This is a genomic window from Pseudonocardia sp. Cha107L01 (assembly GCF_052566575.1).
In genome coordinates, this window is the sequence record NZ_CP199579.1 from 7,539,819 (window position 1) to 7,559,453 (window position 19,635).

At 72.3% G+C, this 19,635-nt stretch carries 18 protein-coding genes; 7 read left to right on the forward strand and 11 right to left on the reverse strand.

Annotated elements, in window-relative coordinates:
* Window positions 1–192: 192 nt before the first annotated feature.
* The 3 genes from ACTXG6_RS35540 to ACTXG6_RS35550 all read left to right on the forward strand — a co-directional run bounded on the left by ACTXG6_RS35540 (window position 193) and on the right by ACTXG6_RS35550 (window position 4,559).
* Window positions 193–480, forward strand: a complete 288-nt coding sequence (locus tag ACTXG6_RS35540) for an antibiotic biosynthesis monooxygenase family protein (protein ID WP_445183706.1) — start codon at window positions 193–195, stop codon at window positions 478–480.
* A gap of 108 nt (window positions 481–588) precedes the next feature.
* On the forward strand, window positions 589–3,642 hold the full coding sequence (locus ACTXG6_RS35545; protein ID WP_445183707.1) for an alpha/beta fold hydrolase: 3,054 nt from the start codon (window positions 589–591) through the stop codon (window positions 3,640–3,642).
* Window positions 3,639–4,559 (forward strand): ABC transporter permease, encoded by a 921-nt coding sequence (locus ACTXG6_RS35550; RefSeq protein ID WP_445183708.1) that lies wholly within the window; start codon window positions 3,639–3,641, stop codon window positions 4,557–4,559. Before ACTXG6_RS35545 ends, ACTXG6_RS35550 begins: the two co-directional genes overlap by 4 nt.
* A gap of 445 nt (window positions 4,560–5,004) precedes the next feature.
* On the opposite strand, the gene ACTXG6_RS35555 is transcribed toward ACTXG6_RS35550, so the two are convergent.
* The 8 genes from ACTXG6_RS35555 to ACTXG6_RS35590 all read right to left on the reverse strand — a co-directional run bounded on the left by ACTXG6_RS35555 (window position 5,005) and on the right by ACTXG6_RS35590 (window position 13,759).
* Complete coding sequence (locus tag ACTXG6_RS35555; RefSeq protein WP_445183709.1) at window positions 5,005–6,114, reverse strand: acetoin dehydrogenase dihydrolipoyllysine-residue acetyltransferase subunit; 1,110 nt, start codon at window positions 6,112–6,114, stop codon at window positions 5,005–5,007.
* A 104-nt stretch (window positions 6,115–6,218) separates the two neighbouring features.
* Entirely contained in the window at window positions 6,219–7,232 is a 1,014-nt protein-coding gene (locus tag ACTXG6_RS35560) for an alpha-ketoacid dehydrogenase subunit beta (protein ID WP_445183710.1), read from the reverse strand.
* 21 nt (window positions 7,233–7,253) lie between these two features.
* Entirely contained in the window at window positions 7,254–8,249 is a 996-nt protein-coding gene (locus tag ACTXG6_RS35565; protein ID WP_445183711.1) for a thiamine pyrophosphate-dependent dehydrogenase E1 component subunit alpha, read from the reverse strand.
* On the reverse strand, window positions 8,246–9,022 hold the full coding sequence (locus tag ACTXG6_RS35570) for an acetoin reductase (RefSeq protein WP_445183712.1): 777 nt from the start codon (window positions 9,020–9,022) through the stop codon (window positions 8,246–8,248). Before ACTXG6_RS35570 ends, ACTXG6_RS35565 begins: the two co-directional genes overlap by 4 nt.
* 24 nt (window positions 9,023–9,046) lie before the next feature.
* Window positions 9,047–10,102, reverse strand: coding sequence for a 2,3-butanediol dehydrogenase (locus ACTXG6_RS35575; protein ID WP_445183713.1), 1,056 nt, complete (start codon window positions 10,100–10,102; stop codon window positions 9,047–9,049).
* Window positions 10,103–10,178: 76 nt separating this feature from the next.
* Window positions 10,179–11,255 (reverse strand): ATP-NAD kinase family protein, encoded by a 1,077-nt coding sequence (locus ACTXG6_RS35580; protein ID WP_445183714.1) that lies wholly within the window; start codon window positions 11,253–11,255, stop codon window positions 10,179–10,181.
* Window positions 11,256–11,521: 266 nt separating this feature from the next.
* Window positions 11,522–12,739 (reverse strand): GAF domain-containing protein, encoded by a 1,218-nt coding sequence (locus ACTXG6_RS35585; protein WP_445190188.1) that lies wholly within the window; start codon window positions 12,737–12,739, stop codon window positions 11,522–11,524.
* A gap of 99 nt (window positions 12,740–12,838) precedes the next feature.
* Window positions 12,839–13,759: an EamA family transporter gene (locus ACTXG6_RS35590; RefSeq protein WP_445183715.1), complete on the reverse strand. Its 921-nt coding sequence runs from the start codon at window positions 13,757–13,759 to the stop codon at window positions 12,839–12,841.
* A gap of 71 nt (window positions 13,760–13,830) precedes the next feature.
* Between ACTXG6_RS35590 and ACTXG6_RS35595 the strand changes: the two genes are divergently transcribed.
* Entirely contained in the window at window positions 13,831–14,745 is a 915-nt protein-coding gene (locus ACTXG6_RS35595) for a LysR family transcriptional regulator (RefSeq protein ID WP_445183716.1), read from the forward strand.
* Window positions 14,746–14,768: 23 nt separating this feature from the next.
* Here ACTXG6_RS35595 and ACTXG6_RS35600 read toward each other — a convergent pair whose 3' ends face one another.
* Complete coding sequence (locus ACTXG6_RS35600) at window positions 14,769–16,037, reverse strand: IS110 family transposase (RefSeq protein ID WP_445183717.1); 1,269 nt, start codon at window positions 16,035–16,037, stop codon at window positions 14,769–14,771.
* Window positions 16,038–16,224: 187 nt separating this feature from the next.
* Here ACTXG6_RS35600 and ACTXG6_RS35605 point away from each other — a divergent pair, with 187 nt between their 5' ends.
* A complete protein-coding gene (locus ACTXG6_RS35605) occupies window positions 16,225–16,671 on the forward strand; it encodes a cupin domain-containing protein (protein WP_445183718.1) in 447 nt (148 codons plus the stop codon).
* An 86-nt stretch (window positions 16,672–16,757) separates the two neighbouring features.
* Here ACTXG6_RS35605 and ACTXG6_RS35610 read toward each other — a convergent pair whose 3' ends face one another.
* Window positions 16,758–16,928 (reverse strand): DUF5313 family protein, encoded by a 171-nt coding sequence (locus ACTXG6_RS35610; RefSeq protein ID WP_445183719.1) that lies wholly within the window; start codon window positions 16,926–16,928, stop codon window positions 16,758–16,760.
* Window positions 16,929–17,250: 322 nt separating this feature from the next.
* Between ACTXG6_RS35610 and ACTXG6_RS35615 the strand changes: the two genes are divergently transcribed.
* Together ACTXG6_RS35615 and mug are read left to right on the forward strand one after the other, a co-directional pair.
* On the forward strand, window positions 17,251–17,745 hold the full coding sequence (locus ACTXG6_RS35615; protein WP_445183720.1) for a hypothetical protein: 495 nt from the start codon (window positions 17,251–17,253) through the stop codon (window positions 17,743–17,745).
* 16 nt (window positions 17,746–17,761) lie between these two features.
* Window positions 17,762–18,286, forward strand: coding sequence for a G/U mismatch-specific DNA glycosylase (mug, locus tag ACTXG6_RS35620; RefSeq protein ID WP_445183721.1), 525 nt, complete (start codon window positions 17,762–17,764; stop codon window positions 18,284–18,286).
* Window positions 18,287–18,320: 34 nt separating this feature from the next.
* Here mug and ACTXG6_RS35625 read toward each other — a convergent pair whose 3' ends face one another.
* Window positions 18,321–19,598 (reverse strand): glycosyltransferase 87 family protein, encoded by a 1,278-nt coding sequence (locus tag ACTXG6_RS35625; RefSeq protein WP_445183722.1) that lies wholly within the window; start codon window positions 19,596–19,598, stop codon window positions 18,321–18,323.
* Window positions 19,599–19,635 lie beyond the last annotated feature (37 nt).

Sequence of the window (19,635 nt, forward strand, 5' to 3'; positions counted from 1 at the left end):
ATGCTGAGTCTGGCCTAAGTTTCAGCCGGGCGCCAGCCGGCGCCACCCGGACGTGAGGAATCGCACCGGGCCCGCGCCCCACCCCCGCGAGTCGGGGCTCCCAGCACACCGAGTCGCGGCTCCCGGCACACCGAGTCGGGGCTCCCAGCACACCGAGTCGCGGCTCCCGGCACACCCGCCCATGATGAGCGCATGGTCCTGGAGATTGCAGAGTTCGCCATTCAACCCGGCCACGAGGACGACTTCGCCGCCGCGTACCGGGAGGCGCTGCCACTGGCCGCCGCCACCCCGGGGTTCCGCAACGCCCGGATGGTCCGCGGCATCGAGTCGCCGTCGACGTTCGTACTGCTCGTCGAGTGGGACACCCTCGAAGCGCACACCAAGGGTTTCCGCGAGTCCGACCGCTTCCCCCGCTGGCGGGAACTGATCGGGCCGTTCTTCGCCGGCGACCCGAGGGTCCAGCACGCCACGGAGATTTGACCAGCAATCTGACCCCCGGGTCGACCCGCGATCTGACCGAAATCTGACCCGCGATCTGACCTGACGGACCCTGGCGCCGTCGTCAGATACCTTCGAGGAGTGCCCTCAGTGACGGCCCGGCTCCGGGTCACCCGCCGCCGGGTCGTCGCCGTGCTCGTCGTGCTCGCGCTGGTGCTGCTCGCCGGGGCGGCCGCCGCGATCGGTGCCGCCCGGAGCGGACCCGCCCAGCCGCGCATCCAGGAGTTCCGGCTCAGCGTGCCCGGTGGCCCCGGTCAGCCTGGTCCGGTCTCGCTGGACGCCACGATCTACCTGCCGGCAACCACCCCGGCGCCGGCCGTGCTGGTGGCGCACGGGTTCGGCGGCAGCAAGACGTCGGTGGACGCGGACGCCAGGGACCTGGCCAACCTCGGTTTCGTCGCGCTGGCCTGGTCCGCGCGGGGCTTCGGCCGCAGCACCGGGCAGATCGCACTGGACTCCCCCGACTACGAGGTGGCCGACGCGTCCCGCCTGATCGACTACCTGGCCACCCGCCCCGAGGTGCGCCTCGATCGGCCCGGCGACCCTCGGGTCGGTGTCACCGGCGGCTCCTACGGCGGCGCGCTGGCGCTGCTGCTCGCCGGCTATGACCATCGGGTGGACGCGATCGCACCGGCGATCACCTGGAACGACCTCGGCCAGGCGCTGTTCCCGAACACGGCGACCACCGGCCCGCTCCCCTCGGACACCCCGGCGCACGGCGTGTTCGGCCCGGACGGGGTGTTCAAGCGCGGCTGGGCCGGCATCTTCTTCTCGGCCGGACTGAACACCAACCCAGGCCGCTCCGGCGCCGCACCGGCCACGGCCGCCCCACCGGTGGACGACACGCCGGCCTCGTCGGACGTCGAGGTACCGTCCTCCACCTCGGCCACCGGCTCCACCGCGGCCGGCTCCACCGCTCCCGGCCCCGCCGCCGGGTCCCCGCCGGCGGCCGCCTCGGCGCCACTGGCCCCGCCGAACACCGCCCCACCCACCAGCTGCGGGCGGTTCGTGCCGGCGGTCTGTCAGGCCTACGCGGAGTCGGCCACCACGGGCCGGGCCAGCCCGGCCACCATCGAGCTGCTGCGGCGCTCCTCGCCGGCGAGCGTGGCCGGCCGGATCACCGCGCCCACCCTGCTCATCCAGGGCGAGACGGACACCCTGTTCGGGTTGGACCAGGCCGACGCGACCGCCCGCGAGATCGCCGCCGGCGGTGGCCCGGTCTCGGTGATCTGGTACTCGGGCGGCCACGACGGCGGAGCCCCTGGGCCGACGGTGCGGGCCCGGATCGGCGCCTGGTTCGACAAGTACCTCGGCAACCCGGCCGCCCCGGACACCGCGGCACCGCTGGTCGGCGGCCTCGACTACGCGGTGCAGGGTGGTGTCCGAGGCGGGCGGGGCACCCCGACGGTCCGTACGGTCACCGCCGAGCACTACCCGGGGCTGGCCGGTGCGCCGCCGGTACAGCTCGACACGATCGCGCTGCACGGCGCCGCCCAGGACGTGCTCAACCCGCCCGGCGGCACCCCTGCCGCGCTCACCGCGGTGCCCGGGATCGGCGGCGCGCTGGGCAGTCTGGCCGGCCGGCTGGCCGCGATCGGGTCCGCGCTGCCCGGCCAGTCCGCCACGTTCGGCAGCGACCCGCTGCCCAGCCAGGTGCTGATCGCCGGCTCGCCCCGGATCCGGCTCACCGTCGGCGCGGTACCGGGCCAGCCGACCGCGGCCGAGGCTGTGCTGTTCGGCAGCGTGCTCGACCTCGGGCCGGACGGCCGGCGCACCCTGCTCGGCGGCGCGGTCGCACCCATGCGCATCCCGCTGCCGGCCGGGGGTGGTCCCGCCGAGGTGACCGTCACGCTGCCCGCCGTCGTGGCGCCGATCGCCGCCGGACATCGGCTGGTGGTCGCCGTCGCCACCACCGACCAGGCCTACCAGGGTTCCACCGGTACCGCGGTGTGGCGCATCGGGCTCGCCGGCGCAGGCGCGGCCGACGGTGGGACCGCCTCGGTCGACACCGGTGGGCTCGCCGTTCCGGTGGTCCCGGGCAGGTCGGCCACCGCGAACACCGTGCCCACCGGGCCGGCCGTCGGGATCGCGGTGATCGTGGCACTGGCACTGCTCGCCGGACTGGTCGGTTGGTTGCTGCGCCGGCGCCGGGAGGCAGCGCCGGCGGTCGGCACCGCCGCACCGAGCGGAACCGACGGGACCGGCAGGGCTCACGGGGAGACCGGTGCCGACGAGCTGCCGCCGCTGGTCATCGAGGGCCTGCGGAAGTCCTACCCGGGTGGGATCACCGCGGTGGACGGGGTGTCGTTCACCGCGCGACACAACCAGGTACTCGGTCTGCTCGGGCCGAACGGCGCCGGCAAGACCACGGTGCTGCGGATGCTGATGGGCCTGATCCACCCCACCGAGGGCACCCTGCGAGTGTTCGGCCACCAGGTCACCCCGGGCGCCGCGGTGCTGTCCCGGGTCGGCTCGTTCGTGGAGGGCCCTGGCCTGCTGCCGCACCTGTCCGGGGCGGCCAACCTGCGGCTCTACTGGGCCAGCACCGGGCGCCCGGCGGCGGACGCGCACCTGGACGAGGCCCTCGAGATCGCCGGGCTCGGCAGCGCGCTGGAGCGGGCGGTGCGCACCTACAGCCAGGGCATGCGGCAGCGGCTGGCGATCGCCCAGGCCATGCTCGGGCTGCCCGACCTGCTCGTGTTGGACGAGCCGACCAACGGACTGGACCCGCCGCAGATCCACGCCATGCGCGAGGTGCTGCGCAACTATGCGCGCGACGGGCGCTCGGTGCTCGTCTCCAGCCACCTGCTCGCCGAGGTCGAGCAGACCTGCGACCACGTAGTGGTGATGCACCGGGGCAAGGTGGTCGCCGACGGCTCGGTCGCGGATCTGGTGGCCGGCGGTGGACAGGCCAGTTTCCGGGTGGACGACCCGGAACGCGCCGCCGCGCTGCTCCGCGAGCTCGCCGGGGTGGGCTCGGTCCAGGTTGACGGCGACTCGGTGCACGCCGACCTGAACGGCACGCCGAGGGCGGACGTGGTCGGCCGGCTGGTCCGGAGCGGTGTCGCGGTCGAGGCGGCCGGGCCGAGGCGCCGGCTGGAAGATGCGTTCCTGCAGTTGGTCGGAGAGGAGCGGACACCGTGAGCACGGAGTCAGCGGCGGTCGAGCCGACGGTCGCACCCGGCGAGCTCGTGACAGCGCGCCAGCCGAGGGGGCACACCACCACCGCGGCGCCCGGCTACCGGGCCGGTCGGACACTGCGGCTGCGGGTGGAGCTCGCGCGCCAGCTCGCCCGGCGCCGCACCCAGGTCTCGGTGGGCCTGGTCGTGCTGCTGCCCGTGCTGCTCTGGCTCGCCTTCCAACTGTCCAAGCCCGGCCCGGCCAACGGCTCACTGACCCTGGTCGACCTGGCCAAGGGCAGCGGCCCCAACTTCACCGTCTTCGCCCTGTTCGCCTCGTCCAGCTTCCTGCTGGTCGTCGTGGTTGCGCTGTTCTTCGGCGACACCGTGGCCAGCGAGGCATCCTGGTCCAGCCTGCGCTACCTGCTGGCCGCGCCGGTGCCCCGCACCCGGCTGCTGCGGCAGAAGGCGATCGTCGCGGCCGGCCTCTCGCTCTTCGCGGTCGTGCTGCTGCCGGCGGTGGCGCTGCTGGTCGGGTCGCTGGCGTACGGCGCCACGGACCTGGTCAGCCCGACCGGGGAGTCGCTGAGCTACGGCCAGGCCGCCGGTCGCATCCTGCTCGCGGCGGTGTACGTGGCGCTGCACCTGAGCTGGGTGGCCGGGCTGGCGCTGCTGCTGTCGGTGAGCACCGACGCACCGCTCGGCGCGGTCGGCGGCGCCGTGATGACGTCCATCCTCTCGCAGATCCTGGACACCATCACCGCGTTGGAAGGGCTGCGCAACTACCTGCCGACGCACTACGGCCCGGCCTGGTCCGACCTGCTCTCGGCGCAGATCGACTGGGGCGACATGACCCGGGGGGTGTTCTCCGCGCTGGCCTACTGCGCGGTGTTCTGCGCGCTCGCCGCCTGGCGCTTCACCCGCAAGGACATCACCTCGTAGCCCCTTCCGCGGCTCACACAGACCCACCGCCGCGCGCCGCCGCTCGCACAGACCCGCCGCCGCTCGCACAGACGCTGCAAGGTCTGTGCGAGCCGCGGCTGGTCTGTGTCGCCGAGCTGCAGCGCCGTGTCGCGACGAACGTAACGCCAGTGCGGTTTTGCCTCGGATGAACCGGCCTCACGTTACGTTGACCTTGAAATTGCACCGAGTTCTCCATCGCTCCACCGAGTTGGCCATCACCTCATGGCCCCGTCCGCCACTCGCACAGACCTGCCGCGGTTCGCACAGAACCTGCGTCGTGTCCGCTGGCTGTCACCGCGAGCCGCGGCCGGGCTGTACGGCCCAGCTGCGCGGCCAGCTGTGTCGGTGCCGCGGATCTGGGTGGACGGCAGGTGCCCGGCGAGTGGCGAGTTGGGCTATAGCCCAACTCGCCACTCACAGGGGGTCAGCTGACGGTGGCCTGGATGTGCCGGAGCACGTCGTTGGCGGCCTCCATGTGCAGCATGTGCCCGGCGTCCACCCGCTGCAGGTCAACCCCGTCCGGCACCGGCAGGATCCGATCCGCGCCGCCCCAGACGACGGTGACCGGGACGCTGACCTTCTCCAGCAGCGCCGGCAGGTCGATGGCCTGCTGATCGCCGACCAACAGGGTGCCGAGCATCGTCGTCAGCGCCTCGGACACCCCGTCCAGCCGCTTGTACCTCAGCAGGTCGTCCACCAGCTGCCTGGTCACCTGCGACTCGTCCGCGAACAGCCGCCCGAGCAGCGGCTTGAGCTCGCGGCGCGACGATGCGGCGGCAAAGCCACGCAGGTACTCCGCATCCACCGCCGAGCCGTACCCGGCCGGAGCGAGCAGCCCCAGCGAGGCCACCCGCTCCGGTGACCTGGCCGCCACCCGGGCAACCACCGCGCCACCGAGGGAGTGCCCGACCAGGTGCGCCCGATCCGCCCCGACCGCGTCCAGGAAGCCGAGCACAGTGTCGGCGAGGGTGTCCAGCGAGCCGTCGCCGACGTCCTTGCCGGACTGGCCGTGCCCCGGTAGGTCCAGCGCGTGCACGGTGTGCGTCTCGGACAGCGGCTGCTGCACGAACAGCCAGGAGTTCTTGTCCCCACCGAACCCGTGCACCAGCACCACCGGGTCGCCGCCGCTGCCGTCATCACCGGCGCCGAGCGTGATGTAGGAGATCGACCGGCCGTCCACCTCGACGGTGCTCGGCGCCACCTCGTCGCCCTCGTCCAGCGCACCGGACTCGAGCTGGGCCATCGCCTCGGCGACCACCGCCTCGATCTCGTCGTCGGGTACCTCGGCCGGCGCCACCACCGCGAGCGTGGCCCCGACCGGCAGGTCCTTGCCGGTCTCCCCGACGATCCGGCGCAGCAGCCCCTCGCGAGGGGACTCCAGAGTGCCGGCGATCTTCTCGGTCTCGATGTCTGCCAGGTCGTCGCCCTTGGCGATGGTGTCGCCCTCGGCCACGAACCACTCAATGATCTTGCCGGTCTTCATCGAGAGGCCCCATTTGGGCATGGTCACCCGCTGGATGCGCTCGTCAGCCATGATGTTCGCTCCGCAAGCTCCGCTCAGCCATGATGTTCGCTCCGCAAGCTCCGCTCAGCCATGTTCGCTCCGCAAGCTCGGCTCGCGCCGCTGGGAAGCCACGGTCACCTCTCCCAGTCGACGGCGGTCTTCACGGCGCCGATGACCTTCTGCGCGTCCGGGATGAACAGGTCCTCCAGCGAGGAGGCGAACGGCACCGGCGTGTGCGGCCCGGTGACCAGCTGGATCGGCGCCCGCAGCGCGCCGAATGCCTCGTGCGCGACCGAGGCGCCGATGTCGGAGGCCAGCGAGCAGCGCGGGTTCGACTCGTCCACCACGACCAGCCGGCCGGTGTTCTCCACGCTCTCGAGGATGGTGTCCAGATCCAGCGGGCTGGTCGTGCGCGGGTCGATGACCTCGGCCTCGATGCCGGCGCCGGCCAGCTCGGCCGCGGCCTCCTCCGCCATGCCGACCATCCGCCCGATCGCCACGATGGTGACGTCCGAACCCTCCCGCACGATGTTCGCCTCCCCGAACGGGATCACGTAGCTCTCCTCCGGCACCTCGCCGGTCATGTCGTAGAGCATCTTGTGCTCGGCGAAGATGACCGGGTCGTCGTCCCGGATGGACGCGATGAGGAGGCCTTTCGCGTCGTACGGGTTGGACGGCGCGGCCACCTTCAGGCCGGGCACGTGGGTGAACACCGACAGCAGCGACTGGGAGTGCTGCGCCGCGGCGCGCAGCCCGGCGCCCCACATGGTCCGGATGACCACCGGGGTGACCGCCTTGCCGCCGAACATGTACCGGAACTTGGCGGCCTGGTTGAAGATCTGGTCGAAACAGACGCCCATGAAGTCGATGAACATCAGCTCGGCGACCGGGCGCAGGCCGCCGGTGGCCGCGCCGACCGCGGCGCCGATGAACGCCGACTCCGAGATCGGGGTGTCCAGCACCCGGCCCGGGTACTTGCCGTAGAGGCCCTTGGTCACCCCGAGCACACCGCCCCAGGCGTCCATCTCCCCCGGCGCCCCGGTGCCGCCGACGTTGTCCTCGCCGAACACCACCACCCGGTGGTCGCGGGCCATCTCCTGGTCGATCGCCTCGTTGATCGCTTCGCGGTAGCTGATGCTGCGTGCCATCGTGTTCGCTCCTCCCCGGACTCAGTACGAGACGTAGACGTCGGTCAGCAGATCTTCCGGCCCGGGTCTGGGGGCCGCCTTGGCTTCGTCCACGGAGCGGTCGATCAGTGTCGCCACCTCGGCGTCCACCGCGTCCAACTGCTCGGCGGTCAGCTCACCGGACTCGGTCACCCTGGCCCGGAACCGCTTCAGGCAGTCCAGCTTCTCCCGCGCCTGGGCCACCTCGTCGCCCCGGTAGAGCTGCTGGTCGCCCTCGAAGTGGCCGAAGTAGCGGGTGAACTTCACCTCGATCAGCGTGGGGCCGCCGCCCTCCCGGGCCCGCGCGATCGCCTCGCCGGCGGCCTCGTACACCGCGAAGAAGTCGAACCCGTCCACGATCACGCCCGGCATGCCGAACGCCGCTGCCCGGTCGGCGATGTCGTCGGTGGCCACCGACCAGCTCGACGAGGTCGCCTCGGCGTAGCCGTTGTTCTCCGCCACGAAGATCGCCGGCAGGTTCCACACGGTCGCCAGGTTCAGCGACTCCAGCGTGGTGCCCTGGTTGGAGGCGCCGTCGCCGAAGAACGCCACCGCGACCCCGCCGGTAGCCAGCTGCTTGGACGCCAGAGCCCGCCCGCAGATCAGCGGCGGCCCACCGCCCACGATGCCGTTCGCGCCGAGCATGCCCTTGGACAGGTCGGCGATGTGCATTGAGCCGCCCTTGCCCTTGCACGAGCCGCTGACCCGGCCGTAGATCTCGGCCATCATGCCGATCACGTCGACGCCCTTGGCGATGCAGTGGCCGTGTCCGCGGTGGGTGGAGGCGATCGCGTCCCGGTCGTCGAGGTGGCTGCAGACGCCGGTCGCGGACGCCTCCTCCCCCGCGTAGAGGTGCACGAAACCGGGGATGTCCCCGCTGGAGAACTCCTCGTGCACCCGCTCCTCGAACTCGCGGATGGTGCGCATCGTGCGGTAGGCCTGGAGCAGTGCGTCCGGTCCGAGCTCCTGGGTCGCCTGGGTTGGCAGCGTGCCGGTCATGACATCACGATCCCTCCGTCGATCATGACCGACTGCCCGGTCATGTAATCCGAATCCGGTCCGGCCAGGTAGGAGACGAACCCGGCCACGTCGTCGGGGGTCTGCACCCGCCCCAGTGCGATGAGCTCGGAGTAGTTGGCGAGCGCCTCGCCCTTCTTGGTGCCCAGGTAGGACCCGAGCTTCTCGTCGATCAGGTCCCACATGTCGGTGCCGACGATCCCCGGGCAGTAGGCGTTCACCGTGATCCGGTGTTTGGCCAGCTCCTTGGCGGCGGCCTGGGTGATCGCGCGGACGCCGAACTTGGTGGCCGAGTAATGCCCGAGGTAGTCGAACCCGGCGTGCGCGGCGATGGAGGCGGCGTTGATGATCTTCCCGCCGCTGCCCTGTGCGATGAACCGCTCGGCGGCGGCCTGCAGGCAGTAGACCACCCCGAACACGTTCACCGAGAACATCGTCTCGAGGTCCTTCGGGGTCACCTCCAACAGCGTCTTGACCTGGGCGATCCCCGCGTTGGCGACCATCACGTCGAGCCGGTCCAGCTCGTCACAGGCGCGGGCGACCATGTCGAAGACGGCGTCCCGGTCGGTCACGTCCGCCGGTACCGCCACCGACCGGCCACCGGCGGCGGTGATCTCCTTACTGACCGCCGAGGCGGTGGTGGGGTCGATGTCGTTGACCGCGACGGCGAGCCCGTCCCCGGCCAGCCGCAGTGCGATCCCTCGGCCGATGCCCCGGCCACCGCCGGTCACCAGCGCGACGCGTTGCGCTGTCATGTTTGCCTCCTCTGCCGGGTTGACCTACGGGTGGACGAGGATCTTGACGTGCTCGTCCTTGTGCTCGATCAACTGCCGGAAACCGCCGTCCACCAGCTCGTCCAGCCCGATCCGCGCGGTGATGAACTGGCCGGCGTCGACGATGCCGTCGGTGAGCAGCCGGATGGTGTCCGGGTGGTCGCCGCAGTACGCCAACGAGCCGAGCACGGCCACCTCGGAGATCACCAGCGAGTTCATGTCGACGGTCGCGGCGTGGCCCCAGATCGCCACGTTCACCACGGTTCCGCCGGGGCGCACCGAGCCGATCGCGCTGGCCAGCACCGCGTCGATGCCGGCGCACTCGAACGCCACGTCCGCGCCGGCCCCCTCGGTGAGATCGCGGACCGCCGTCGGCACGTCCACCTCGGTCGGGTCCAGGACCACGTCGGCGCCCGCGCCGGGTGCCTTGCCCTTGCGCGCGGCGGCCGGCTCCACCGAGATGATCTGCCCGGCGCCGGTGGCCTTCAGCGAGGCCATGGTGACCAGCCCGATCGGGCCGGCGCCGAATACCACCGCGGTACCGCCCTTCGGCAGCGCGGACAGCCGCACCGCGTGGTAGCCCACCGCCAGCGGCTCGACCAGTGCACCGAGGTCGGTGCTCAGCTCGCCCAGGGGGTGGATCCAGCGCTGGTCGACCACGCAGCGCTCGGAGAAGCCGCCCTGCGCACCGGCCAGCCCGACGAACCCGAGCGACCGGCAGATGTTGTAGCGCCCGGCCTGGCACGCGGAACAGGTTCCGCACACGTAGTACGGCTCCACGGCGACCCGGTCACCCACGCTGACCCCGGTGACGCCGTCGCCCAGCTCGGCGACCGTGCCGGCGAACTCGTGGCCCATCACCACCGGCAGGGTCTCCCCGGTGAGCGGGTGCGGGGAGCCGGGCGGCGGGATGAACAGCGGGCCCTCCAGGAACTCGTGCAGGTCGCTGCCGCAGATGCCGCACCAGTCCACGGCCACCTTCACCTGACCGGGCCCCGCCTCGGGCTCGGGTACCTCGTCGATCCGGATGTCGCCGCGTCCGTGGTACCGAGCTGCTCTCACTGCTCGGCTCCGCGCTCGTTCCGCTCCTCGCTCGCTGTCGCTCGCTGCGATGCTCGCTCGCTGTCGCCTTCGTACTTCATCTGACCTCCTGAAAAGTCGTCACAGGTTCCTGGATGCCGGACACCAAAAGCCCGCGCTCGGCGGCGCGGGCCAGCGCGGCCCGTACGTCGAGCACGGTCGGGCCGTGCGGGGTGAGCGTGACGGTGACCGGGGTGTTCGGGCCGAACTCGAGCTCCCGCTCCCCGTCCACCGCGACGGTGCCCCTCGGGACCGCGCTGGTCATCGGCTCACCCGCGCGCAGCGGCGCCACGTCCAGCACCCCGACCGAGGCGAGCACGCCGGGGGCGACCGGGGCCAGCACCCGGCGCGGAGCGGCGGCGTCGCCGGCCAGCCGAAGCGCCACCCCGTCCCGGTCGCCGCGCCCGGTCGGCGCCACCAGGCCGGCGATGCTGGACAGTCCGATGGCGTGCGGCTCGGCGAACGCGCAGTACAGCTCGCGCAGCGTGCCGACCTCCCACAGCGCCCGGGCACCCACATGCGCCACGGTGCAGACGCACACGTCCACCAGCGCGATCTCGGTGGCAGACCCGCAGTGCACCCGCAGGGCCTTCGCCCGGTAGGTGGCCTCGTCCGGCGTCACCTGCCCGGTGGCCAGCAACGCGGCGGCGGAGCCGGCGACAGTGGCCTCCCACATCTCAGGGAACGCGTTGTTCGTACCGGTGGACAGCGCCAGCAGCGGCACGTCGGCACTCTCGGCGGCCGCGGCCCGCACGGTGCCGTCCCCGCCGAGCAGCACCACGGCGGCGACCCCGCGCCCGCGCATCGCCCGGACCAGCTCCCGGGTGTCCTCCGCGTCCCCGCTCGGGCGGTCCAGCGCGCAGAAGTCCAGCTCAGGCCACCGGCCGTCCCGGGCGCGGCGTTTCCCAGCGGCCCGCAGCACCCCGCCTGCGACGCCCATCTCGTCGGTGGACATGTAGACCCGCTCGACGCCGAGCGCACCGGCCGCCGCGATCAGCCGCAGGGCCATGTTCGTCTTCTCCGCGTTCGGGAACACCGACGCCCGTGCGACCAGCCGGCGGATGTCCCGCCCGGACATCGGGTTGGCGACGATGCCGATCGCCGACCCGGGCACCACCGGGGGCACAGCGGGCACGACCGAGGCTCCACCGGGCACGACCGAGGCTCCACCAGGCACGGCCGAGGCTCGACCGGGCACCGGCGGCGGCGCCCCGTCGCCCGTCGGGTACCCCGGCATCCTCACGCTCCCTTGCGTCCTCGCTCGCGGTGACCCAGCTCACCCCGACCGGGCGGGGTGGGGCAACGGTTGCAGCGGGGTTGCAGCGCGGGCGCGGCACCAGCGGCACCTCGGTCAGCCCCTCGGTCAGCCCCTCGGTCAGCCCCTCGGTCAGCCCCTCACCGTCAGCGCCCGCCCGTTGCGAGAGCCCGTACCCCGGGCGCCGTCGAGTTCCGGACGAACGCGCTCCCGGTCAGGTCGGGCAGCCGTACGTCGACACCCGGCGCGATCCGGTACGGCCGGGCGAGCAGCAGCCCGCCCAGGGTGCGGCGCAGCCGGGACAGCTCGGCGCGCACCGTGACCAGGTGCGCGCCGTCGCCGTACAGCGCCCGGCTCAGCTCCGCCGCGTTCGTCCCGGTGTCCCCCGCCATGGCCAGCAGCAACAGCAGCTCGGCCGGGCGGGCGGAGAGCGGGTGCAGCCACCGGTTGGTGCCCTCAACAACCGCCCGCACCGGCCGCGAGTCCAGCTCGAGGCTCAGCCGGAGCCGGTCGCGCGGCACCGCGCCCGGGGTCGCGTCGGCGGCCCGCAGCAGCCAGCCACCCGGCACCGCCTCCGGCTCGCACAGGCCGACGCCGTGCACCGCGAGCTGCTGGTCCGGCCGGGGCACCGCCACCCGGTCCACCGGCGCCATCCCGGTGACGGCGGCCACCCAGCCGTGGTCGTCGACCACCAGTGCCGGCCCCGGCACGCCGGCCAGCAGCGGGACGCCGACCGTGCGCAGCGCCTCCAGCCGGCCCTCGTGCTGGTGCCAGAGGCTGGACTCGGCCAGTTTCACCGCGGTGCACACCAGGGCCACCGTGGTCGGGTGGACCGTCTCGGCGAGCCCGGTGACGTCGACGACGCCGAGCAGCTCGCCGGTGCGCGGGTCGTGGACCGGGCACGCGGTGCAGGTCCACGGGTGCTGGCGGCGGACGAAGTGCTCGGCGGAGAAGAGCTGGACCGGGGCGGCCTCGGCCAGCGCGGTGCCGATCGCGTTGGTGCCGACCGCCCCTTCGGACCAGGTGGCGCCCTCGGCGAAGCCGAGCCCGTCCGCCCGGTGCCGGACCCGCGAGGCGCCCTCCCGCCACAGCACCACACCGTGGGCGTCGGTGATCACCATGATGTGCCGGGCGTCCTCGGCCACCGAGGTGAGGCTGGCCCGCAGCAGCGGCAGCACCCGGCTCAGCGGCGAGGCCTGCCGGCGCTGTTCGACCTGGTCGGGCGTCATCGGGGCCGGCGGGTCGCCGAGGTCCGGGTTCACGCCGTACTGCCGGACCCGCTTCCAGGACCGTTCGACCAGGTCACGGGGGCGGGTCGGCGGTCGGTCGCCGGAGAGCAGCGCATCGTGCACGCGGGCGAGCATGCGGGCATGCCGACCGAGGTCGACACCGGGCCGGACCGCGCAGACGCCTTCGTCCACCGAGTTACCTCCGAGGGCGGCCGTCACCGCCCGAGACCCAGCCTAGGTAGCCGGTGTGGCGGGCGCCATAGCCCGCGCGGGGGCGTCTGGCACCGCCTTCGACGCCCTCGGGGTGCCCAGCAGCACGCCGGCCACGATCACCACGCCGGCGACCAGCTCCACCCAGCTGGGCCGCTCGGCCAGCAGCGCGAAGGACAGCGCGATGCCCAGCACCGGGACCAACAGCGAGTACGGCGCGACCATCCCGGCGGGGTAGCGGGACAGCAGAAACGTCCAGATTCCCTGGCCGAGGACGGTGGCGCACAGCACCAGGTAACCGAGCGCGGCCAGCCCCGGCAGTCCGGCCGGGGTCACCGCGAGGGCCAACGCCGCGCCGATCTCGTGCGGCCCCTCCACGAACCAGGACAGCGCGAACAGCGGGACCGGCGGCACCACCGACATCCACAGCATCATCCGCAGCGGGTCGTCACACTCGGCCTTGCGGCTGCACAGGTTGCCCAGCGCCCAACCCAGTGCGCCGAGCAGGCAGAGGCCGAGCGGCAGCAGCGGCGCCACCTGCGAGCGGGCCGTGGCGATGACGACCAGGCCGGCGACGGCGGCACCGATCCCGATCGCCTGCCGGCGGCTCAATCGCTCGCGCAGCAGCACGGCGCCGAGCAACACGGTGAACGGGGCGGACGCCTGCAGCACCAGGGAGGCGAGCCCGGTCGGCAGTCCGTTGGCCATCGACAGGAACAGGAAGGCGAACTGCACGGTGCCGAATCCGACGCCGTAACCGATCAGCCAGCGCCAGCGCATCCTCGGCGGCCGCACGAACAGCACCGTCGGGATCGCCAGCACCAGGAACCGCGCCGAGGCCAGCAGCAGCGGCGGGAAGTGGTCGAGTCCGTAGTGGATGGCCAGGAAGTTCGCGCCCCACAGGGCAGCGACCACGACCGCGAGCATCCGATCTCTGAACGTCACCGGTCCAACGTCCGTCTTGAGCACTCAAAAGACAATCAATATTATCTCTGGATACTGTTTAGTGTTGCTTCATGGATGTCCGCCGGCTGCGCGTGCTGCGTGAGTTCGCCGATCGGGGCTCGGTGGCGGCGGTTGCCGAGGCGCTGTCGTTCACCCCGTCCGCCATCTCCCAGCAGCTCCGGGCGCTGCAGGACGAGGTCGGGCTCGCGTTGACCGAGCCGGTCGGCCGCGGCCTGCGGCTCACCGAGGCAGGTCGGGAGCTGGCCGGGCACGCGGACACCGTGCTGGCCGCGCTCGCGAGCGCGGACGCCGCCGTCGAGAGCTACCGCTCCGGGCCGAGGGGGGTGGTCCGGGTGGCGATGTTCCAGTCGGCCGCCCGGTTACTGCTCCCGGGTCTGCTGCGCAGGGTGGCCGAGTTGCCCGAGGTCGAGCCGCGGTTCACCGACATCGACATGACCCCGCCCGAGGTCCCCGGGCTGGCGGCCGACTTCTGCTTGGTGGTCGCGCACCGCGACGAACACGCCCCGGCGTTCGCCACCGACCGCTGGGAGGTCACCCACCTGCTGCGGGAGCCGCTGGACGTGGTGCTGCCGCCGGGGCACCGGCTGGCCCGTCGCCGCCGGCTGCGGCTGGTCGACCTGGCCGAGGAGTCGTGGATCAGCGTCCAGGAGGGGTTCCCGGTGGACGACGTACTCCGCTCCATCGCCCTGCGCACCGGCACCGAGCCCCGGATCGTGCAGCGGATCAACGACTTCGGCGTCACCGAGGAGCTGGTAGCCGCCGGGCACGGCATAGCCCTGCTGCCGAGGTACTCCACCGACGACCGGGGCGGGCGACGGCTCGTGCGGCGGCCACTCGCCGGGGTCCGCGCGGCCCGGCTGGTCGAGGTGATCGCCCGGCGCAGCGTGCTGGTGCGGCCCGCGGTGCGCGCGGTGTTGGACGCGCTGCGCGCCGAGGCGGACCGGGTGCGGGAGGAGCACCGATGAGACACCCTCTGTCAACCACGCGGTCAGGCTGCGTGCCCGAGGGCTCGGTTGCGGTTGGCGACGTGCACGGCTTCGTTGTAGGGGACGCCTTTGGTCAGGCAGTGCCAGAGGATTTCCAGCCATCGGTTGCTCAGGGCTCGCAGAGCCGCGTGGTGGCTTTTTTTGGCAGCGATTTTGCTGTCGTAGAACTCCCGCGCCCAGCCGCTTCTGGTGAGGCTGCAGAACGCCCATTGATGGACCGCTGCGCCGAGGTAGTGGTTGTGCGCCAGCCGGCGGGCAACGACAAAATCGCTTTTCCCCGACCGGCGGGTGACCGGGGCGGAGCCGGCGTAGCACTGCAAGCCCGCGGGGCTGTCGAATTGAGTGATGTGTTCGCCGATCTCGCCGGCGACCCGAGCTGCGAGACGGTCACCCAGGCCGGGGAAGCTCAGGTAGATCTCCCCGCCCGGGAAGGCCTTCCCCGGGTCGGGGTCCTTCACGGTGTGATCGCGTCCGGTGCGGGGCCCGCCCAGCAGCAGCTCGGCCATGCGTGCTTCCCAGCCGCGGCGGGCCTCGTGCAGGGCCAGCAGCTGGACCGCCGCCAGGCGGATGCCGGCGGCCTTGGCGCGCACGAGGTAGTCCCGGGTCGGCAACGACGGCGCGGCGAGCGCGGCGGTGACGCGGTCGGCGAACGTTTCGGGCCAGCCATGCCGGCCGCCCCGGGCGAACGCGACGAGCTCGTCTCGGGAGGCTTGGGCCAGCTCAGGCTGGGTGGGCCATTGCTGCAGCAGCCGCAACACCGTCGGTGCACCCAGGTCCTTACCCGCCAGGGCCAGCGCGGCGGGGTAGGTGGTCTGCAGGTCCGCGCGCAGCCGGTTGAGCAGCCGACGCTGATCGCGGGCGGCGCGCTCGTCATCGCGGCCGATCGCGCGCAACTCCCCACCGACCTGCCCGTGTGGGATCAACGTCTTGAGCGCGGCGTGCCGATCCAACGCGAGCAGGCAACAGATTCGGGCGTCCTCGGCATCGTCCTTCTTCCGGGCCGGACCTCGCCGGCGCGCGACCAGATCGGGGTTCACCGGAACCACGGTGAACCCGGCGTCGACCAGCGCTTCGACCAGCAACCCGTGGCGAGTCTCCAGCACCACCCGCACCTCGGCCGGGTCAGGTTCCAGCCGCAGCGCACGCTCGATCAGCGCGGCGACTCCAGTCGGTCCGTGATCGATGCGGAACTGCTCGACCACCCCTTTCTCCAGTGTTCCCAAGGCGATGTCATGAAACTCTTCCGCCCAGTCGATACCAATTCCCAGCACTGGTCCCCCTTCCGCCGTGAACATGATGCTCGGCGGACCGGGAAAGCGCTGCGTCGTGCTGATGAACCAGTCCTCGCGGGACTACACCCTCCTGGACGTCAGGCCTTCACCGGAGCCCGGCAGGGGCGCCGTCTCATGACAGTCCTCAAAGGACAAGCGAACCAAGCGCTCCCCGCCGGGATCCACCGTGCGAAAGGAAGGTAGTGCCATCAGCGAACCGATCTCACCAGGCGATCCGGACCCGTTCCTCTACCTGCCGCTGGCGGAGGCCAGGTCGGTTCTCGCGCCGGACGGCTCGGTGGTGCGCGAGTTGCCCCGGGTGACCGGTCGCCCCGGCGGCGGGATGGCGCACTGCAGCTTCCCGCCGGGTGCGGTGTCCCGGCCGATCCGGCACCGCACGGTGGACGAGGTGTGGTTCGTGCTGGCCGGCGGCGCGGAGTTCTGGCGCGCCTCGGGCGGGCGGGAGGATGTGCGGCTGCTGCGGCCGGAGGACAGCCTGCGGATCACCGCCGGGTCCCGGTTCCAGTTCCGCACTGTCGGGTCGGAGACGTTCCGGGCATTGCTGCTCACCGTTCCGGAGTGGCCGGGCGACGACGAAGCGGTATTCGTCGAGCAGGGTCGCTGGCCGTCCTAGCTCGCCGTCCCAGCTGGCCGCCGCGGCTGGGATGTCTAGCTGCCGCCGGACCTGGCCGTCGCGCCAGGCCGCCGCGGCTGGGATGTCTAGCTGCCGCCGGACCGGTAGCGCGCCGCGTACCGCGCGGCCGCCGCCGCGCGCTCGTCGGCGTGCAACGCGTTCCGCGCGGCCTGTGCCGCGCCCACCGGGTAGCCGGCCTTCAGTACCCGACGCTCGACCGACTCGTCCAGGAAGTACAACGCGTACTGCAGCCCCACCAATCAGCCCAGCAGGATCGCGGCCAGCCGGATCCACAGTGGACCGGGCACCAGCAGCAGAACCGGCACCGCCACCGGGAGCGTGACGCGCTGACAGATGCCACCGCACACATCTCCGTACCGCGGCACACAAGACCGGCAATATGTGCGGCGGCACCGCCGTATGTGCGGTGGCATCGGGACGCTGACCAGGGTGTGTGCGGCAGCGCCGCCATGTGTGCGGCGGCGCCGGCTATCGGTGGTCAGCGCGGCGCGGATGGCCGGTCGACACCGGTATGCACTCCCGACAGGCACCTGACCACCACCGGTTAGAGTGCGCGGCATGTCAGACACCGGCGCGGCAACCGAGGGACCCGAGTCGCGGAGCGCCGACCGAGACACCCCCGGGGATACTGACCGCGCTACGGCCCCAGCCGCCGGGCGGCCCGTCGATCGCGCCCGGCGCGGCGAGCTGAGCAAGAATCCCCACCCGTCCGTCAGCCGCGCCGCGCTGGCCGCCCAGTACCCGTCCTGGGGTCTTGCGACGATGGGGCTGCTGGCCGTCGGTGTCCTGGTCGGTTACCTCTCGCTCGGTACCCTCGCCTCGTCCATCGACCACTGCGCACAGTCACCGGGCCTGTTGGTCTGCCGACACCGGATGCATGCGATCGCCGTCGCCCTCCCGGTGTTCGCGCTGATCATCGGCCTAGCCGTCAGTCTCATCGGCGGGCGGGTGGTGCTGCGCCGAGGCGGAGCCCCGCTGTTGGCCCCGGCGATCGGCTGGGCGGTGTTCCTGGTCGGCACGGTCGTCGCCTACGTGCTGGCCGGCATTCTCTAGTGTCCGCGCCCGCCGCATGAGTGGTGTGTTGCCCGATCTACTGCCCGGGCCCGGCGACCCTCCGCTGCGGGTGCTGTTCTGCGGGATCAACCCGGGCTTGCTGTCCGCGGCCACCGGGCACCACTTCGCCCGCCCCGGCAACCGGTTCTGGCCGGCACTGCACGGCTCCGGCTTCACCCCGACGCTGCTGCGGCCGGATCAGCAGACGGTGCTGCCCTCGCTGGGTCTCGGCATCACGAACCTGGTCCCCCGAGCCACCGCCCGCGCCGCCGAGCTCACCGCCGCCGAGCTGACCGCTGGTGGGCAGCGGCTGCGCGAGCTCACCGAACAGGTGCGTCCCCGCTGGCTGGCCGTCGTCGGGGTCACCGCGTACCGCACAGCGTTCGGTGAACCCAAGGCGGCAATAGGCCGCGCCGACCGACTGCTCGGCGCGACCCGGATCTGGGTGTTGCCCAACCCCAGCGGGCTCAACGCGCACTGGACACTGCCGGCGATGACCGAGGAATTCGGCCGGTTGCGCGCCGAGTCGCCCCTGACCTGAGCCCTTCGACCGACGCAGCCCTTCGACGAGCTGCTCAGCCCGTTGACGACTCCCGCGAACCTGCCGTGCCGGTGTCGGCCACAGCCGTCGGCACGCCGGAAGGCACCGCCGGCCGATCCCGCCAGGTCAGCCAGAGCAACACGTACACCGCCACGGTGACGATCACGTAGCTGGCCCCGATCACCTGCTGCAGGACCGACCAGGTCAGCTCGCGGCCATTGTCATGCGGCAGATGCTGGAACGGTGCGACCACGAAGGTCACGGCCAGCACAACGGTGACCACCGCCCACAGCGACGAGCGGGCCCGCCAGGCCGAGACACCGGCGACCAGCAGGGCCGGCGCGATCCACACCCAGTGGTGCGACCAGGACGTCGGCGACACGAGCAGCGCGAAACCGGCGGTCACCATCAGCGCGAGCGGTTGCGGCGCGCGCCGGATCACCGGGGCGGCCAGGAACAGCAGGGCGACGGAGAGCACCACCCAACCGATCGTCTTCTCGGCGCCGACGATCCCAGCGCGGGCGAACACTGCCTGGAAGGTCTGGTTCGTGAAGAACGGGGAGCCACTCACCCCGCTCGGCCCGGACAGCCCGCCACCCCAGTACCGCTCGGAGGACGCCGGCGCCACCAGCGCGCCGATCCCGGTGGCCACCGCCCCGGTGACCGCCGCGACCACCGCCGAGCGGTAGTCCCGGCGCAGCAGGAAGTACAGCACGAACGCCGCCGGCGTCAGCTTGATCGCGGCGGCCAGGCCGATCAGCACGCCCCTCGGCCACCTCGTCCGCACCATCAGGCAGTCCAGCGCGACCATCGCCATCAGGACCAGGTTGATCTGGCCGAAGCCGAACGTCTGGGCCACCGGCTCGAGCAGCAGGCAGACCGGGACGAGCGCGGAGGTCGCGGCCAGCGCGCCGACCTGCCCCCCGGTGGGCCACAGCCGCCGCAGGACCACGTACAGGGTGATGCCGAGCGAGACCAGCGACGCCAGGAACACCGCGGCGGAGGCAAATCCCCACCCGGTGACCGTCAGCGGCACCATCATCATCGCGGCGAACGGCGGGTAGATGAACGGCAGCGCAATGCCGGCGCTGGTCGCCGGCAGCGCGCCGTACAGATCGCCGCCGGACAGCCAGGCCCGCACGCCCAGCCGGTACACCTCGAGATCCAGGTAGTGACCGCCCAGGCTCATCGCCAGCGCGAGGATCGACCCCGCGAGCACCGGCAGGGACAGCGCGTAGATCCGGCTCGGGTGCTCCCGGAGCGTTTTCCCGAGGCTGCCGGCCCTGCCGCGTAACGTGCCAACAGCGGTCACAGCTCGACTTCCCCACTCCATCAGTCCGGACGAAACT

Coding starts and splice junctions, on each gene's coding strand:
- ACTXG6_RS35540 (WP_445183706.1), top strand. CDS start 193: ATGGTCCTGGAGATTGCAGAGTTCGCCATTCAACCCGGCCACGAGGAC.
- ACTXG6_RS35555 (WP_445183709.1), bottom strand. CDS start 6,114: ATGGCTGACGAGCGCATCCAGCGGGTGACCATGCCCAAATGGGGCCTC.
- ACTXG6_RS35560 (WP_445183710.1), bottom strand. CDS start 7,232: ATGGCACGCAGCATCAGCTACCGCGAAGCGATCAACGAGGCGATCGAC.
- ACTXG6_RS35565 (WP_445183711.1), bottom strand. CDS start 8,249: ATGACCGGCACGCTGCCAACCCAGGCGACCCAGGAGCTCGGACCGGAC.
- ACTXG6_RS35570 (WP_445183712.1), bottom strand. CDS start 9,022: ATGACAGCGCAACGCGTCGCGCTGGTGACCGGCGGTGGCCGGGGCATC.
- ACTXG6_RS35585 (WP_445190188.1), bottom strand. CDS start 12,739: ATGCTCGCCCGCGTGCACGATGCGCTGCTCTCCGGCGACCGACCGCCG.
- ACTXG6_RS35595 (WP_445183716.1), top strand. CDS start 13,831: ATGGATGTCCGCCGGCTGCGCGTGCTGCGTGAGTTCGCCGATCGGGGC.
- ACTXG6_RS35615 (WP_445183720.1), top strand. CDS start 17,251: ATGTCAGACACCGGCGCGGCAACCGAGGGACCCGAGTCGCGGAGCGCC.
- mug (WP_445183721.1), top strand. CDS start 17,762: ATGAGTGGTGTGTTGCCCGATCTACTGCCCGGGCCCGGCGACCCTCCG.